Genomic DNA, 15,533 nt, shown 5'->3' with positions numbered 1-15,533 from the left:
ATGATCATGGAAAATCTGGGAGCGTGGATGAATGGTGATCGAAGTCAATTACAAGAAGCCGGGCGATCTTATACGATCGGAGGAATGGAACAAGATACTGGACGAACTCGTCGAACTGCGGCGCTACGTGGACAACATGACACGGAGCGTGACGCTGACGGACCTGTCGAGTCCGGTCGGGGCGTCGTATAGCCTCAGCTCGGGCGTCACGGACGACTTTAATTATGGCATCGACGTCATGGGCCTCATCACGAAACAGTACTACGTGGGCCGGAAAGAGCAGGGCGACATATGCCGGTTCGGCGTAACGGATTTCGCCGACGTCCTCTCATACTGGTCGGGGGCGGCCAACGGCGACAGGGACGCGCTGGAGGTCCAGCTGGAGTACGTGGACGGCAGCGTCTACAAAACCGATAAGCTGTTCATCCACGAATGGTCGAACCTGCGGCCGAAGGGTAATAAGAACCCATATGCCGAATACCTGCAGTCCCCGAGCCAGCGCCTCTGGTATCGATATACGCTGGTCAACCCCAATCCGGACAAGGAGATCCGCTACATCACGTTCCGGGACGCGGATCCGGAATGTGCCGTTCGCATCGCCAATGTGCTCCACTATATGACCAGGGTCAGGCCGCTCATCCGAAAGTGAGACGATGCTACCCTCCATAGACGCAGCGCTCCTGGGATCGCTAAAAAAAGGCCTCGAAGGCATCGTGCCGGGCGAGTCCGTTATTATGGGCATTCCCGAGGCCGGTAAAAAGATCCGGGTATACTTACACAACGATGACTTTTACGTGGAGGAGGCCGCCATGGGCTCCATGGCCGAGACCAAATACGAGGAGGCCCAGGACACCTTCGACGGCGATGGTAAGGCCAAAGATTTCAAGCTCTCAAAGGCCCCCATCAACGAGCTCCTCCTGGTAGAATACCCGAAGGGCACCGTGCGCTTCTCGCCCGACGACTACGCAATCGATAAGGCCGCCGGAGTCCTGGCATTCCGGGATGCCCCGGCCAAGGGTAAAGGCAATATCCTGGCCCGCTATAGTACGCCCAACCCCGTGGGCGAGGTGAGCTATCTCCGGTTCGTCATGACATACGCCGTCACCATCGTCTCGGATGACGACGCCGAGCGCGACCGGGCCACGCTCAGGGCGATAGAAACGCTTTACAGGGACCTGGCGGGCCTTTCCCGGCAGGGCGTGGCGGATATCCGGCTCGTTAAGGGCCAGAGCGCTTTCCTGGGGGACGATCGATCGGCCAGGGCAAACGTTTTGATCTACAGCGTAGTCTCCTCCATGAAGGTCGAGCGCGTCATTCCGCCCATGGCGAGGGTCGATATCAAGAGCAAGAGCATTAAAAAATAAGGCTATCGGGCGCCACTTCGCGCCCGATATTTAAGCTTTTCTTTAAGCCGTTACGTGTCCGGCTTTTTTACCGTCGCCGCCGGGGCGGCTTCGGGCTTGATGTCGGCCTGCCGGGCGCCGCAGCTATAGCAGAACTTTGCCGCCTCAGGCAAAACCGTGCCGCATGTCGCACACAGCTTCGTATCGACGCCCGAGGGCGGAGTCAGCCCGCACTTGGGGCAGGCGACTGCATCCATGCTCATCGTCGCGCCGCAGTGCATACAGAAGCGCTTGGCCTTGCTCTCGAACTCCATCCGGCCCTCGCCTTTGAGGTCTCCGCTCGAGGCGGTGATCACGACGGTGCCGATCACATCGCCCGACGTGATGGTGGCCGTCGCCGTGGACCGCGCCGGCATCTTGACGGGCGTCGTGACCTTACCCAGGTTCGTCGTAAGCTCCACGTTCCTCTCCTCCAGCGGCGCCACGAAGTTCCCGTTACTGTCCTTAACCCGGACGATGACGGTAGCCGATGATTTGCCGTCGGCCGGTATTGTCGCCGGCGAGGCGGCGATATCCAGGATCGGCTTTTCACAGGCGAACGCGACGCTTGCCTTTCCGGTCCTGGACCCGGCCTTAGCCAGGATGGAGACGGTGCCGAATTCCTTCGACGAGACCAGGCTAGTCTCGGCGAAATCCTTGCCGGCGTTGAGCACGACCGGCTTGATCGTGCCCGAGGTGGCGGTGAGCTCGATCTCTGTATCGTTGCCCGGCTTCCGAACCATGCCGAGGCCGTTGACGAACATGATCTTGATGGGCACGGCCGATGAGCCGTCCGCCCGGACCGATTGTGCCTTAGGGATCACTCGCAGGCTCCTCTTAAACCAGAGGTAGAGAACGACGAGGATAACGAGCAGCAGGAGGACGACGACGATCGCTATGTACGGGATGTACGGCGAAATGTCGAGCGCCGCGGCGGCTGCCGTCGGCGAGGGTATCGCGATGGTCGGCGTGGGCACCACGGGCGCCGCCGTGGGCGTAGGCGTCGCCGGATTTGGGGTCGGCGATACGGGCGCCGGGCCGATGACGTTGATGACCTGGCTGGCCGTGCCCGTAGCGAAGCCATCCTTCGTCGCCGTGGCGGTTATGTTGTAGGAACCGCCGGCCTTTGCCTGGAACGTCGTCGTCAGGCTGTTGACGTGGATGCTGGATAATCCCTGCTGGGTATAAATGATCTTACTCGATGCGGTAAACGAGCTCTGGCCGAACGTGCCGCCCGCCGGGCTGCACGTCAGCGTGATGACCGCCCCGTCCGCCGGCGTGCCATTGGAGTACGTCACGGTGGCGTTGACCGACGCCGTCTTGCTCATGTCGATCGATGCCGGGTTTACCGCGAGCGTGACCGCCAGGCCGTTCAGCTTGAGCAGCCCGGGATTGATGTACACAGGCTGGACGGCCTGCGTGGCATTGGCCGCTCTGGCAATCGGTGCCCCGGCGCCTGGAAAAAACGCGCAGGCACATATAGCAATAATGAAAATAATCGATATTAAAAAGCCGCATTTTCGCAGGCTTCGGTGTTTCAAACTCGGCCCTCCCGCTATCATATTATTGCTCCTGGTTTTCATCGGTAAAATATTTTTAAACCGGATATTACAGAGTATTTGCCCTGGGGCCGTATATAGCTTTCTTAAGACCGATAACCGGTTAAATAATGGCAGTCATGATTCTGCCGGCCCTATTCAAAAAGTCTATTATATGCGGCATGCTATTCTGGAAGCGATCATGCTCATCGATACCCACGTCCACACGAGCTACAGCGCCGGCCTCGACACGCCGGAAAAGGTCATCGCCGACGCCGCCATGGCTGCGTCGGGCTGCTGAGCATCACGGACCACGACTCGACCGGCCTGGCCATCCAGGACATGGCTGTGGCGCACATTATCTACGAGCGGGCCTTGAAGGAGCACATCGGGCCCGAAGTGGATGTCTAATGCGCCGTTACTTTTTCCTTATATCCGATCCTTTTTTCATAATCTTCCAGACGGAACTTTTTCTCCGTGCCGGCCGGGCTCATGTACCTGAGTTTGCCGTACACCGGCCTTTCGGCAAACGCCCGGTCATGCTTTCCGAAGCACCACATGATGGCCGCGTAGCCGTTCGGGCTCCGGCCGTCCAGCTCGTACTTATCGTTTAAAAATTGTAGACGGCGGAGCGCCTCCTCGGGCGTATTCGACCACCCTATGACCCGCTTGCCCCAGTACATGCGCATATACCCGGCCATCTTTCCGTGCGTGACCATCTCGAATTGCGAGGCATCCCAGAGTTCGTCGCCGGTTTCTCCGGCCTCCAGCTCGCCCAGCGTGAACAGCTTTGGACGGCGGTCCTCCCGGTGGGCCTCGATCGTAGACTTCGCCCAGCCGCGGAGCGAACTAAGGCTCCGGTAGTCCGGGTCGTAAAAGGTGAAATTTTCCGCCAGCTCGCGGCGCACGAACGCCTCGTCTACGAAGGCGTCGATGTCCTCTTGACGCCGGCCGCTGTCCATGACCTCCCGGAGCATGAGCGCGGGGGAAATGTGGCCGAATCGCAGGTATGGGCTCAGGCCTGACTGCCCGTCGATGCCCGGGTCGTTCCGGTTCTCGGCATAGCCGTCGAGCCTCCCATCAACGAATTCTCGCAATGTGCGTAGTGCCCGCGTTTCCCCGCCGCGATACCGGTCCGATGGAGGCACTTCCGGCAACCGTAATTTCTTCAGGTCGATGCGGGGCCCGTCCGACCATGTGGCCGGAGCTTTTCGATACATGATAGCCGGCATTCTCCGGGGCTCAATATGGGCATCCAGAAGCTTCATGAGCCGCGGCCGGATCGTGTATGCGGCATACTGCTCGCCGGGTAAAAGCCTCACGGGCACGATAACGTTGGCGTCGGCCTGGAACATCGGTAGGCGGACGCGTCCGGCAACCAAGCTTCGGCGCTTCCTCCCTTCGTTCAGGTGGGACTCGTCCGCCACCAGCGTTGCCGCCTTGACCTCCCGGCAAAGCTCCACCACGTTCTCCACCGCGTTCCCTCGCCGCACGCACACGTCGGCGCCGGACGGCCCCAGGTTGCTTATGAAGTCGTTCAGGCCTTCCATCATGAAAGTAAAATTACGCAGGTTAGCCATGGGAATGGATGAATCGATGGCATAGAAGACCAGAAGTGGCAGGCCCAGCGAGTTCGCTTTTTCGGCCGCGAACGCAAGCGCCGGGTTTTCTACCGTGCGGAGGCTCGACTGCGCCCAATATACAACACAATCCCCCGATCGGGTCGGCGCGTCGTTTAGCGCGGTGATTCTGCCCCCGGGCTCGGTCATAGTAGCCCGAACGACCCGCCCAATGATGAACCTTCGCCGCGCCCGCATAAAGTCTATTACCTCCGGGCCCTAAACATAAACGACCCTTATGCTCATCGATACCCACGTCCACACGAGCTACAGCGACGGCCGGGATACGCCGGAAAAGGTCATCGCCGACGCCGCCATGGCGGGCATCGGGCTGCTGAGCATCACGGACCACGACTGCGTGGACGCTTACCCGGAGGCGATTGGGCTGGCGAGGAGTGCCGGCATCAGGCTGATACCCGGCGTCGAGCTCACCACCAAGAACGAGCGGGGCTGCAATTGTATTCATATCGTGGGCCTGGGCATCAGGATGGACGCCGGCGTGAGACAGGCCTTGAAGAGGGTCGTGGACGCCAGGGACGAGTCCGATAAAGGATTTTTAAAGAACCTTAACGAGTACCTGGAGAAAAAGTACCCGGGCTGGGAGCCTGCGGAGGGAATCAAGCCAAGCGTATTCCAGAATACGCTGGCCAACGCCCGGAGACAGGGCATCGCTATCACTGAAAAGGAAATGATGGACCTGATCCTGGACCCGTCCCTCTGGGCGCCCATCGAATACGAGATCACCGTGGACGAGGCGGTCGACCGCATCAAGGAGTGGGGCGGCGTGCCCGTTCTGGCCCACCCGTTCGACTTCAGCAACGACGCGAGCGTCGTGCTTCAAAGGTTTTTGGCCGCGGGCGGCGAGGTGGTCGAGCTCTGCAAGTACCGCTATAAGGTGAGGAGCGATGTGCTATCCCGGCTCGGCCCGGGCGAACTATTGAAAAAAGAGCGAGAGATGAACGAGTGGACGGTGGCGGCCGCCCGGAAACATGGCCTGAAGCTCACGATGGCCTCGGATCGCCATGACGGACACCGGGCCATGGGCATGGACCCGGCCGAGTACGGCATCGACGTATCATGGCTCGAAGAGTTATGCGCCCGGTAGCAGCCGTTACCGGCACGATAATATATTTTTGGGCGTAAATATTGTTTTAGTAAGGAGTTATTCTTATGGATAAGATCGCACTCGGGCCAAAAACGCTTCTATACCCCATGCCGACCGTGCTGGTCGGCGCTAACGTCGGCGGAAAGCCGAACTATATGACGGCCGCCTGGTGCGGCATGGCCTGCATGGCCCCTCCCATGATCTCGGTAGCGATAAGCCACGTCAGGCACACGCTCAAGGGCATCGAGGAGAATAAGACGTTCAGCATTAACGTGCCCCCGGTGAGGGAACTGGTAAAGACGGACTACGTCGGCATCACCCCGGGCGCCAGGGTCGATAAGTCGAAAGTGTTCGAGAGCTTTTATGGTAAGCTGAAGACGGCCCCCATGGTAAAGGAATGCTCGGTGAGCCTTGAATGTAAACTATTCAATACAATGGACTGCGGCAGCCATGTCCTTGCGGTGGGCGAGATCATGGAGACTTACGTCGATAAGCCTGTGGTCGCGGGCGGCGCGCCCGACATTAAAAAAGTCGACCCCATCATCTACTCGGACGGCAGGTACTACCGCATCGGCGACTTCGTAGCGGACGCGTACTCGGCCGGAAAGGCCTATATGAAGGAGTAAAAGCACTATTTCATTTTTTGTGTATCATCACAGTCCGGCTTTTAGGCATTTCCGCGTTGCCGGCCATGTCAGTGGAGTAGTAGTATATTGTCGAGCCCCCCTCGGATGAGACTGTTATAGGGCTAGTATACCGTGTCCATCCCGCATCGCCAATGCGATAGTACGTCTCATTCACTCCCCATCCTCCGGGGTCATCAGCGGTCAGCGTGGCCGTAACGTCCGATATAAAACCGCCCGCGTTGTCCGGCTCGCCTGTCACTTTGAGCGCCGTTACGGGAGGCGTATTGTCCGGCGCCCGGATGTCTATGGAGATACTGGAGCCCACGCCCGCCCCATCGTACGCCCCTATGGTTACAAAAGACGCTGACCCCGCCGTCGGGACCCGCCCATACCTTGCCCCTGCACGGCCTTCGCCGTCCGTAACGGCATGGGCCGGCACGATGGAGCCGTATGACCCCGGCCTGTCGCATGTGGCCGTAAAAGTGACGGAATGGCCTCCTGCTACCGGCCTGCCCAGCGAGTCTCTTACGAGTGCCGTTATGCCGATTCGGTCGCTGCCGTCGGCCACCACGTAATTTCGAGTTGTTGAAATAGTAACACTTGCGGGGCTCATGCGAATGTACACGTCCACGGACTTATTTTCGAGGGTCGTCACTCCGAACGTCGACGAGTAACCCGTATCGTTTCCCTTTTGCGCCTTAAGCCGGTACGCGTTATCTCCCATTGGAACGACTCCGACAAAATAGTAATATCCCCCGGTGCCGGTAATGGTTGTGCCATAAGTCGTGTTATGATTCGTCGAGTTGATCAGCCAGACCCGGGCCCCCGGAATGCCCGCATTTGTCCGGTCCGCAAACACGTGCCCCTGGACCGACCCCTCAAAAATTGCCGGCTCTGCCGTGACCACCATGGGTTGCTGAGAAATGGACGGCGGACTGCCACTTACAGTTATGGCTAGTAAAATAATGACTATTAATACAACGAGTAGTTTCAACCCCGAGCCCGCCAGAATTCTTTAATCTCGATTGAAAATAAATGACACATTGAGATAAAAATTATCGATTAGGGTGGCGAATAAAAATGATTACACGAATTCTTAATAACCGGTCGAATACGCGGGGAGTGCCCGGAACGCCGGATATCCATGCGTGGCGCCGACCTTCGTGCAGAAAAATAAAATAAATAGCTGTATCATCGATGCACCGACCGGGATTCGAACCCGGGTATTCAGCTTGGAAGGCTGATATCATAGCCGCTAGACCATCGGTGCCAATTTATGAAAACTGCCCGCAGACAGCGGACTCTACATGACTCTACAAAGTATTAATATTTTCGGACGCCCTATTATTACTTCCATGCCAGCCGTCAAGCCAAAAAACGTAAAAGACGATATCACCGCCATCGCGGCGAAGTACGGCATCGAGGTCGTGGGCTTCCTGAAGCTGGACGACCATTCACGGATACCGGCCGGCGAGATGAGCCTCCTGAATGGCGTAAAATGGGAGGACGGCGAAGTAGACCTTTCCAACGTCCATGACCCGCTGGAGATAATGCCCTCGGCGAAAACGATGGTCATACTAGGCAAGAAGCTCCTGGACGACCGGTCGGACATCTATTACAAAGCGTCGGACGGATATTCGGCGTCGGTCGAGATGATGCTCCTGGAGATCGCCGCCTCGAAGATCATCGACGCCCTGAGAAAAAACGGGGCGGAAGCGGGGGAATACACTTCCTACTACCTGAAGGTGTGGGCCGTCCTCTGCGGGCTCGGCTGGATCGGAAAGTCCCGGATGTTCGTATCGAAGGCGTACGGCCCCAGGCTGCGGCTGCGCGGTGTTCTGACCAGCGCCGAAATCGGGGAGACCCACGCCGTCCTGCCGGACGAGAGCTGCGGAGAATGCACGGAGTGCATCCGGGCATGTCCAGTCGGAGCCATATCCGCCACGGAGGTGGACCGGAAGAAATGCGGAGCCTGCCCCGTGAACCACCGTAAGCTCACGGAAAACGCCCGGGCCTATTGCACGGCCTGCACGACGTCCTGCCCGGTAGGAAAGCCGGCCGGACATAAGCATGCGGGGCAAGCTATATCGCGGCAATAAATAACGCCGTAAGCGAAGGGAGTTTCGGCCTTTCCGCGGCTCAAGGCAGGGATATCTGTTAGTAAACTGGCATAAAGCCGCTGAATCCGCAATTATTGCCCGTTAAGCTTGATTTCATGCATGTATAAAGATGCAATTGTAACATGTTAAAGCGCATGGCTCACGAGCATATGTGCAGGCATGCTACGCAAGGAAGGCGTATTCAGGAACTTATGCGATGGAGAAGTAGGGCCAGTCAATCCTCACCTGCTAACCTATGCTCCATCCTAAATCCGATACCCCACCTCAATACCCACCTCAACACCCACCTCAACACCCACCTCAATTCCTACCGCCACCGGACGTGAGATCGCAAGGATGACGGGGATAATATCACTTATCCTCACATCGGTACCATAAGATATCCCATCATCCTGTTCTGCGAGACCCGGCCGATGGCGGTGAGGAATAAATTTTTTTATCATTGATAAACGGATTGCTTCAGTCTATTTTCCTTATGTTAATATTAACATCATTTTCGGATTGTTCGGATATGTATATATTCGCGATAAGCCTTTATGATACGACGATGGCCGACCGTAAAAAAAAGAAAGAGCCGCAGAGGAAGCCTTTTAACGTGGACATGGCAGAGGAGCGCATCCAGAGGCTGTTCGAGCTGGCAGAAAAGGCTTACTTGCAAAAGCCCGACCTGGCGGACCGGTACGTGGACATCGCCCGGCGCATCAGCATGCGCCACCGCGTTGGAATTCCCGGGGATCTTAAAAAGAAAGTATGCAAGAAGTGCGGCTCATACCTCGTGCCCGGGGAGAACTGCCGCGTAAGGCTCGACGGCAGCCGGATACTTATCACGTGCCTGAAATGCGGGGCCGTCAAGCGTTACCCGTATAAGTGAGCCTGGGGCGCCCGCATATTATTATATAATAACTTCCAGAAGAGTAACCGGTAAGTTTTAATATTTCATATGGCATAACTTGTGTAAATATAGGTATACACGATTTCTCCGGGGGCGATGAATAACGTCACGAAAGATACTGTCGGCGGGCATGATCCTGCTCATGCTGGGGACGCTGGCCGTTCCGGCAATGGCGGCGACAGCCCAGGATAGCGATATCCACGTGACGAAGATGGTCGTCGAGCCCAGCGGGCCGGACCTGCACTTTACCGTCTACTACGAGAGCGACTTCTTTACCCGCGTCTTTTCCCTCATCTTCGGCGCCAAAATCCTGCAGCCGGGCATCGAGCACGTGTTCGCCAATTTCTCGAACGTATCCCTGGTGAGCGTCGACCAGAATAATAACGTCGCAAAGGTATACGTGAAGAACGTGGCCGCGCCCGATAAGGGCGGATGGTACACCTACGATAAGGATACGGCTTTCACGGTGAAAATACCTGTCATCGAGGTGCACAACGCCGACGGCCGGGTCGTCACCGTGACCGATACAGACAGGCTGCCCATCATATCAAATAAGATGCCAGCGCTCACCAAGATTTAAATCTAAGAATACATCAGGTTGATAAACGCTTTTGCCGTCAGAACACGGCATAACGAGAAATACCAGATGAAGTAGCCCAACGGATATAAGAATAAAAAACTATCGTCTCTTCTTTTTCGGATCGGCCTTCAGCGCGGACGGCAGGTCGACGACATAGACGCCGTCTTCCTTCGACATGACCAGCCCCTTCCGGTTCAAGAGCATTGGAAGGTTAAGGTCGTAGCTGCCCTTTTCGACGATGCGGACGCTTTCAATGCGGTGCTCCGGCTTCTTTTCCCCGGCCTTAGGCTCGGCGGGCTTGAGAGCCCGGTGTTTCGGGGCTTCCTTATGCTTCGCCTGGGCCGGCTTCGGCTTCCCGGCGGGCTTCGGCTCGATCGAGTCCGCGTAGGCTACGTACTCGGATACGGTCATCTTGAGCGGATCCGCTGCAGGCTCTTTCTTCTGGGGGCGCACGTACTCGAACTTCTTGCCGCCACAGACGGGGCAGCCAGTGTTGAGATTCAGTTCGCCGCTTTGGAGCACGTTCTTGCATTCCAGGCAACGGTGCGGCATGGTCTCTCCTCAGGAAATGACCGCGGATATGATGTCCTTTTCCTTCTTCAGGGTCTTCATCCGGTTCGCCGGCCCGATGACCGTGACCCGGTTGTCGGGGCGCTTAAGGATGTTCCAGGGCGAAGGCCGGCTATCGCGGGGGTAGCTCTGGATCTCGATGCCATAGAACTGGGAGTCCCGGATCTTTAGCATCGTGTGCTCGATGAGCTGGGCTTCCTCCCTGGGGTCGAGCCCCTGCTCGAGAATGACGATCCGCCCGCTGGAGACGTCGTCGAGGATGAGCGTGATCTTGTCCATCGTGCTCATGGCCTGCAGCTTGTGGGCCGAGATCATGTTGATCTGAATATTCTGATTCTGTGGTGTGTCCATGCTATCCGAACCTGCTGGCTATCGTCTCGTATAATAGGTCAATGTTCTTGCCGTGCAGCGCCGATATGGGGACGACCGTGTGCTGCGGGAAGGCGCCCTTGATGCGGTCGGACGACGCCCCGGGCAGGTCCATCTTGTTGGCCACGATGAGCATGGGCAGGCGCCGGGCCTCCATGTTGCCGATGACGGTGACGTTGACCTGCGTGTACGGGTCCTCGGTCGAGTCCATGACCAGAAGGACGCCGTCCAGGTTGTCCATCCACTTGATGGCCTCGATGACGCCCTCGGTGGCCTCCTTTGCGCGGCGTTTCGCTTCCTCCTCCGTCATGCCGAAGGCCATGAAGTCGTGAAAGTCGATCTTCGTCGCCAGCCCCGGGGTGTCCACGATGTCCAGCGTGACGGAATAGCCGTCGCCCCGGATCGTCACGCCCTCGCGGCGGCGCACGCGGCGCGTCTCGTGGGGCACGTTGGACACGGCGCCGATGGTCTCCCCCGTGAAGTCCATCAATATCTTGTTGGCGAGCGTGGTCTTGCCGGCGTTCGGCGGCCCGTAGATGCCGATGCGCGAGGCCTTTCGCCGGAAGACTCGGCCCCACAGGCCGGATAAGCTCTCCCTTAGCTCAGCTAATAGTGCCATCCTGTTCCCCTACAAGGCAATGATAACGCGTCAAAACTATATTAATGATATGCTCCAAATTTAAAAATGTGGATAATATTAATATGATTATATAACATAGATATTAATGGTAATTCATGAAAATACACGAGGGCATGCAAATGGAGACAGACCTATCGGTGAGCGACGTCATGTCGCGCAGGCTCATCACGGCCGAAGCATCGGAAACGGCGGATAAGCTGGCGGGTAAGATGGCGGATTCCGGCGTCGGCTGCATCATCGTGATCAAGGATAACCATCCGGTAGGCATCGTCACAGAGCGGGACCTGGTCGTCAAGCTCATCTCGAAGAACGCCCAGCCGTCGAAGGTAAATGCGCAGGACATCATGTCCACCCCGCTCATCACCATTCCGCCGGAGAAGAGCGTCGAGCTCGCCCTCAGGGAAATGGCCCGGCGCCACATCCGAAGGCTCCCGGTCGTCCAGGGCAGAAAGCTGATAGGCCTGGTCTCGGACTCTGACCTGCTCTCCGTATCCTCGGAGCTGAGCGAGATCTTAAGGGATGTCATCCGGCAGAACAACCCGGAGGGTGACATGGGGCAGACAATACCCGAGTGGGAGCAGGAGGAAAAGAGCCCCAGCGTGTTTATTCAGGGCATATGCGAAGTCTGCCAGAGCTTCCAGGAGTCCCTGGAGAACATCGACGGCACGTACGTTTGCAGCCGGTGCAGGGAAGAGCTCCCGCTATACCAGTAGGTGGCAGGATGAAAGTAAGCGATATCATGGCGACGAACCCCCAGTTCGTCGGTATCAACGAGTTCGTCACGCACGCACGGGAGATCATGCGGGACTACAACTATGACAGCCTGCCCGTGGTGCAGGACGGCAAGGTGGCGGGCATGATCACGCTGCAGGACATCATCAACGTGACGTCCACCCGCTCCGACGTGACCGTGAACGGCTACGTCCGGCAGGGCGTGCCCCGGCTGACGCCGGATACTCCTGTAAAAAAGGCGGCGTTCATCATCATTCGCACTGACGAGGGCCGGGTACCCGTGGTCGACAGCGGCTCCAGGCTGGTGGGGCTCCTGAGCATTAAGGACATTTTTAAGGGGCTCCCGGAGCTTGGCCTGGAGGATGGCCCTGTGAGCGATTATATGACCCGCCGGGTCGTCGTTTGCGAGCCCGGGGATAACATTTCGCGGGTCTGGCTCAACATGATCCATTATGGCCTGACGGGCCTGCCCGTCGTTAGCCAGCGGGAGGAAGTCCTCGGGATGGTCACACGGGAAGATATCATGAAGCGGGGCTACGTGCGCATCGGCCGGGAGAGCGACACCGGCCGGTCGCCCTCCAGCGTGCAATATATCATGTCTACGCCGGCCATCACCGTTGAAGAGGGCGATCCGATGAGTAAGGCGGCGAAGATCTTCATGGAAAGAAACATAGGAAGAGTACCGGTCGTTAAGGACAATAAGCTGGTCGGGATCATCGACAGGTATGACGTGATCCGGGCCTGCAGGGCCCTCCAGGGAGTGACCGCAAAATGAGCCGGGAGGGCACCAGGGAGTTCGGCGGCCAGCGGCGGGAGCGGAAGGTCAACACCGGCAAGTTCGAGCACGACCTCCGCGAAAGCCAGGTGACCAGGGACCTGAATTTTAAGCAGCGCCAGTCGCAGCACGAAAGCGGCATCATGGCCGTCGCGAAAAAGGACGTGGTTACGGTGCCGCCCACGACGACCATCATGGGCGCGGCCCGCACCATGGTAGGGTATGGCTACCGCCGGGTGCCGGTCGCCGACGCGGGCACGAAGCGGCTGAAGGGCATCTGTACGGTCATCGACATCATCGACTTTTTATGCGGCGATAAGCGCCGCATCATCGACCGGTCCTACGATGGCAACATGATAATGGCCATCAATGGCCCCATCACGGAGATCATGGAGAGCGACGTGGCCACGGTGAAGGACGACGCCTCGCTGGAGGACGCCGTCAAGGTCATGATCGGCCGCTCCGTGGGGGGAGTGCCGGTCATCGACCCTGGAGGCATCATCGTGGGGATCATCACCGAGAGGGACATCGTCCGCCTGATGGGAGACTCGGTTTCCGGGAAAAAGGTGGACGATATCATGAGCCGGCGCGTCACGACGGCTCCCCCGGACATGCCCATCGAGACGGCGGCAAGGACCATGATCGAGAGCGGCTTCCGGCGGCTGCCCGTGGTGGCCAACAGCTACGTCTGCGGCATCATCACGGCCACGGACATCATGCGCTATCTCGGTAATGGCGAGGCTTTCCGGAAGCTGGTCACGGGGAACGTCAAAGAGGCCTTCTCCGCCCCCATCAGCGGCATCATGAAGAGCGACATCATCACCGTGGGGCCGTTGCAGGACCTGAGCGAGACGTCGCGCATCATGTGCCAGAACAGGATCGGCTCGCTGCCGGTAATAGAAAACCAGCGCCTTATCGGCATCATCACGGAACGGGATATTCTCATGTCGATGAAGGGAGGAAGGGCGTGACCGAGGTGGGCGAGATCATGACGGCGCCCGTCTACGCCGTCGGCCCGAAGGATAACGTGGCCCGGGCGAGGAACCTCATGCTGAGGTATGGCGTCTCCCGCCTGGTGGTCGCGGACGGCAGCGCGCTAAAAGGCATCGTCACCCGGAAGGATATCGGCTCCCGGCTCAGCCAGGCGGAGCCCCAGTGGCGGCGCAGGCCCATCGACCAGATACCGGTCGAGCTGGTGGCGACGCGAGACGTATTCACCGTAAAGCCCGACACGCAGATACAGGATGTCGCCTCGGCCATGCTGTGCCACAACATCTCGGGCCTGGTCGTGTACGATAACGACATCCTGGGCATCGTGACCAAGCACGACATGGTGAAGTACTTCACGCTGCTGGAATGCCCTCTGCGGGTCGGGGATATGATGTCGGAGAAGGCGGTCACCGTCAGCAGGCACCATACGGTCAACAGCGTCATTGATATCATGGCCGAGAACGGCGTGGACCGGGCCATCGTTCGGGACGGAGGGCCCGAGGCGGGCTACGTGGGCATGGTCACGCTGGACGACCTCGGGCTCGTCACACCGGACTTCCGGGACAGGAAGCCCATCAAAGAGTCCCACCGGGCCGTGCAGGGCGGGCCTAAGATGCTCCGGGGCGTCCGGGAGGCGATGCTGGTCGCCGAGGACGTCATGAGCACGCCGCTCGTGTCCGTCAACCGGAGCACGAAGGCGATGGATGCCGCCAGGCTCATGCTCGAGCACAATTACGATATGCTTCCCGTCATCGACTCGGAGCTTTTAGGGGAGTTCAGCGTGGAGAACGTCTTAAAGTGGCTTTCGGAGGCCCCGGAATGAAGGTAAAGGAGATCATGTCGAAGGCGTACATCGTAGACAAGTCGGACCGTGTATCGGAGGCCCTCGACCTCATGAATAAGCACCACAGCCGCCGGCTCGTCGTCAAGAACAGGGACGGCGTGCAGGGCATCATAACGCTTCGCAGCATTTGCGGCGAGCTCGGCTCCCGGCGGAAGTACAATCACCCGCCCACGCTCTTCCACGTGGCGGACGCCATGAGCAACGACTATGCTCTTCTGGGGCCCGAGGACGACGTGGACAGGGCGCTGGACGCCCTTAAGGAAGTGGGCTGCGTTATCGTCGATGACGGAGGGGTGCTGGGCCAGGTCACGACGAAGGACATCCTGAGCCACTATTCGCCCAACGGCACCGTCGGGTCCATCATGCGGCCGGCAGTCGTTGCCCCGCCCGACGCCCGGGTTGCCTACATAAGGAAATTAATGATAGAGAAAGGCGTGAGCCGGGTGCCGATATTGGACGGCACGGCACTGGTGGGCATAGTCTCCGAGACAGACGTGGCGAACGCCATGCGCTCCATAAAAAAACACTCGCCTCAGAGCCGCCAGGACAACAATGTGGAGCTGCTCATCGCCATGGACATCATGCGGACGAACGTGATCACGGCGAAGCCGGAGATCGCAATAAAAGAGGCCGCGAAGCTAATGGTGGACAACGATATAGGCGCCCTCCCCGTCGTGGACGGGCACGGCCATCTCCTGGGGCTGGTCACCCGCAGGGACATCGTCCGGGCCTTTTAAACGCCTGACAGGCG

The 15,533-nt window shown here is 58.4% G+C and carries 19 protein-coding genes and 1 tRNA gene; 13 read left to right on the top strand and 7 right to left on the bottom strand.

The window, feature by feature from the left end:
* Window positions 1-31 precede the first annotated feature (31 nt).
* The gene (locus tag VMC84_RS04525; protein WP_325378568.1) at window positions 32-649 is read left to right on the top strand and encodes a hypothetical protein; all 618 of its coding nucleotides are present in this window, start codon (window positions 32-34) and stop codon (window positions 647-649) included.
* 4 nt (window positions 650-653) lie between these two features.
* Entirely contained in the window at window positions 654-1,364 is a 711-nt protein-coding gene (locus VMC84_RS04520; RefSeq protein WP_325378566.1) for a hypothetical protein, read from the top strand.
* 50 nt (window positions 1,365-1,414) lie between these two features.
* On the opposite strand, the gene VMC84_RS04515 is transcribed toward VMC84_RS04520, so the two are convergent.
* Complete coding sequence (locus tag VMC84_RS04515) at window positions 1,415-2,923, bottom strand: invasin domain 3-containing protein (RefSeq protein ID WP_325378564.1); 1,509 nt, start codon at window positions 2,921-2,923, stop codon at window positions 1,415-1,417.
* Window positions 2,924-3,095: 172 nt separating this feature from the next.
* On the opposite strand from VMC84_RS04515, the gene VMC84_RS04510 reads away from it, so the two are divergent.
* Entirely contained in the window at window positions 3,096-3,221 is a 126-nt protein-coding gene (locus tag VMC84_RS04510; protein ID WP_325378562.1) for a hypothetical protein, read from the top strand.
* Window positions 3,222-3,327: 106 nt separating this feature from the next.
* On the opposite strand, the gene VMC84_RS04505 is transcribed toward VMC84_RS04510, so the two are convergent.
* On the bottom strand, window positions 3,328-4,689 hold the full coding sequence (locus tag VMC84_RS04505) for a deoxyribodipyrimidine photo-lyase (protein WP_325378560.1): 1,362 nt from the start codon (window positions 4,687-4,689) through the stop codon (window positions 3,328-3,330).
* 88 nt (window positions 4,690-4,777) lie between these two features.
* On the opposite strand from VMC84_RS04505, the gene VMC84_RS04500 reads away from it, so the two are divergent.
* Both VMC84_RS04500 and VMC84_RS04495 read left to right on the top strand, forming a co-directional pair.
* Window positions 4,778-5,644 carry a PHP domain-containing protein gene (locus VMC84_RS04500; RefSeq protein WP_325378558.1) on the top strand — a complete coding sequence of 289 codons (867 nt, stop codon included), beginning with the start codon at window positions 4,778-4,780 and terminating at the stop codon, window positions 5,642-5,644.
* Window positions 5,645-5,709: 65 nt separating this feature from the next.
* Window positions 5,710-6,270 (top strand): flavin reductase family protein, encoded by a 561-nt coding sequence (locus VMC84_RS04495; protein WP_325378557.1) that lies wholly within the window; start codon window positions 5,710-5,712, stop codon window positions 6,268-6,270.
* 10 nt (window positions 6,271-6,280) lie between these two features.
* On the opposite strand, the gene VMC84_RS04490 is transcribed toward VMC84_RS04495, so the two are convergent.
* A complete protein-coding gene (locus tag VMC84_RS04490) occupies window positions 6,281-7,180 on the bottom strand; it encodes an OmpL47-type beta-barrel domain-containing protein (RefSeq protein WP_325378555.1) in 900 nt (299 codons plus the stop codon).
* A gap of 288 nt (window positions 7,181-7,468) precedes the next feature.
* Window positions 7,469-7,540 (bottom strand) — tRNA-Gly (locus tag VMC84_RS04485).
* 85 nt (window positions 7,541-7,625) lie between these two features.
* Between VMC84_RS04485 and VMC84_RS04480 the strand changes: the two genes are divergently transcribed.
* From VMC84_RS04480 to VMC84_RS04470, 3 genes are all read left to right on the top strand, one after another.
* A complete protein-coding gene (locus VMC84_RS04480) occupies window positions 7,626-8,369 on the top strand; it encodes an epoxyqueuosine reductase (protein ID WP_325378553.1) in 744 nt (247 codons plus the stop codon).
* A gap of 568 nt (window positions 8,370-8,937) precedes the next feature.
* Window positions 8,938-9,261, top strand: coding sequence for a ribonuclease P protein component 4 (locus tag VMC84_RS04475; RefSeq protein WP_325378551.1), 324 nt, complete (start codon window positions 8,938-8,940; stop codon window positions 9,259-9,261).
* Window positions 9,262-9,412: 151 nt separating this feature from the next.
* Window positions 9,413-9,862: a hypothetical protein gene (locus VMC84_RS04470; RefSeq protein ID WP_325378550.1), complete on the top strand. Its 450-nt coding sequence runs from the start codon at window positions 9,413-9,415 to the stop codon at window positions 9,860-9,862.
* 99 nt (window positions 9,863-9,961) lie between these two features.
* Here VMC84_RS04470 and VMC84_RS04465 read toward each other — a convergent pair whose 3' ends face one another.
* Genes VMC84_RS04465 through VMC84_RS04455 form a run of 3 tightly spaced genes read right to left on the bottom strand, consistent with a single transcriptional unit; the run spans window position 9,962 to window position 11,420 of the window.
* On the bottom strand, window positions 9,962-10,414 hold the full coding sequence (locus VMC84_RS04465) for an OapC/ArvC family zinc-ribbon domain-containing protein (RefSeq protein ID WP_325378548.1): 453 nt from the start codon (window positions 10,412-10,414) through the stop codon (window positions 9,962-9,964).
* A 9-nt stretch (window positions 10,415-10,423) separates the two neighbouring features.
* Complete coding sequence (locus VMC84_RS04460) at window positions 10,424-10,783, bottom strand: DUF2073 domain-containing protein (RefSeq protein WP_325378546.1); 360 nt, start codon at window positions 10,781-10,783, stop codon at window positions 10,424-10,426.
* 1 nt (window position 10,784) lies between these two features.
* A complete protein-coding gene (locus VMC84_RS04455) occupies window positions 10,785-11,420 on the bottom strand; it encodes an Era-like GTP-binding protein (protein ID WP_325378544.1) in 636 nt (211 codons plus the stop codon).
* A gap of 116 nt (window positions 11,421-11,536) precedes the next feature.
* Here VMC84_RS04455 and VMC84_RS04450 point away from each other — a divergent pair, with 116 nt between their 5' ends.
* Genes VMC84_RS04450 through VMC84_RS04430 form a run of 5 tightly spaced genes read left to right on the top strand, consistent with a single transcriptional unit; the run spans window position 11,537 to window position 15,519 of the window.
* Window positions 11,537-12,154: a cyclic nucleotide-binding/CBS domain-containing protein gene (locus VMC84_RS04450; protein ID WP_325378543.1), complete on the top strand. Its 618-nt coding sequence runs from the start codon at window positions 11,537-11,539 to the stop codon at window positions 12,152-12,154.
* An 8-nt stretch (window positions 12,155-12,162) separates the two neighbouring features.
* Window positions 12,163-12,948 (top strand): CBS domain-containing protein, encoded by a 786-nt coding sequence (locus tag VMC84_RS04445; RefSeq protein ID WP_325378541.1) that lies wholly within the window; start codon window positions 12,163-12,165, stop codon window positions 12,946-12,948.
* Window positions 12,945-13,919: a CBS domain-containing protein gene (locus tag VMC84_RS04440; protein ID WP_325378539.1), complete on the top strand. Its 975-nt coding sequence runs from the start codon at window positions 12,945-12,947 to the stop codon at window positions 13,917-13,919. Before VMC84_RS04445 ends, VMC84_RS04440 begins: the two co-directional genes overlap by 4 nt.
* Window positions 13,916-14,761 (top strand): CBS domain-containing protein, encoded by an 846-nt coding sequence (locus tag VMC84_RS04435; RefSeq protein ID WP_325378538.1) that lies wholly within the window; start codon window positions 13,916-13,918, stop codon window positions 14,759-14,761. Before VMC84_RS04440 ends, VMC84_RS04435 begins: the two co-directional genes overlap by 4 nt.
* On the top strand, window positions 14,758-15,519 hold the full coding sequence (locus VMC84_RS04430) for a CBS domain-containing protein (protein ID WP_325378536.1): 762 nt from the start codon (window positions 14,758-14,760) through the stop codon (window positions 15,517-15,519). Before VMC84_RS04435 ends, VMC84_RS04430 begins: the two co-directional genes overlap by 4 nt.
* Window positions 15,520-15,533: the final 14 nt, after the last annotated feature.

Source organism: Methanocella sp. (assembly GCF_035506375.1).
In the GTDB taxonomy this organism is placed as follows: Archaea; Halobacteriota; Methanocellia; order Methanocellales; family Methanocellaceae; genus Methanocella.
Note: the sequence above shows the minus strand (reverse complement) of the source record. Positions and strands in the feature narration are given on the sequence as shown.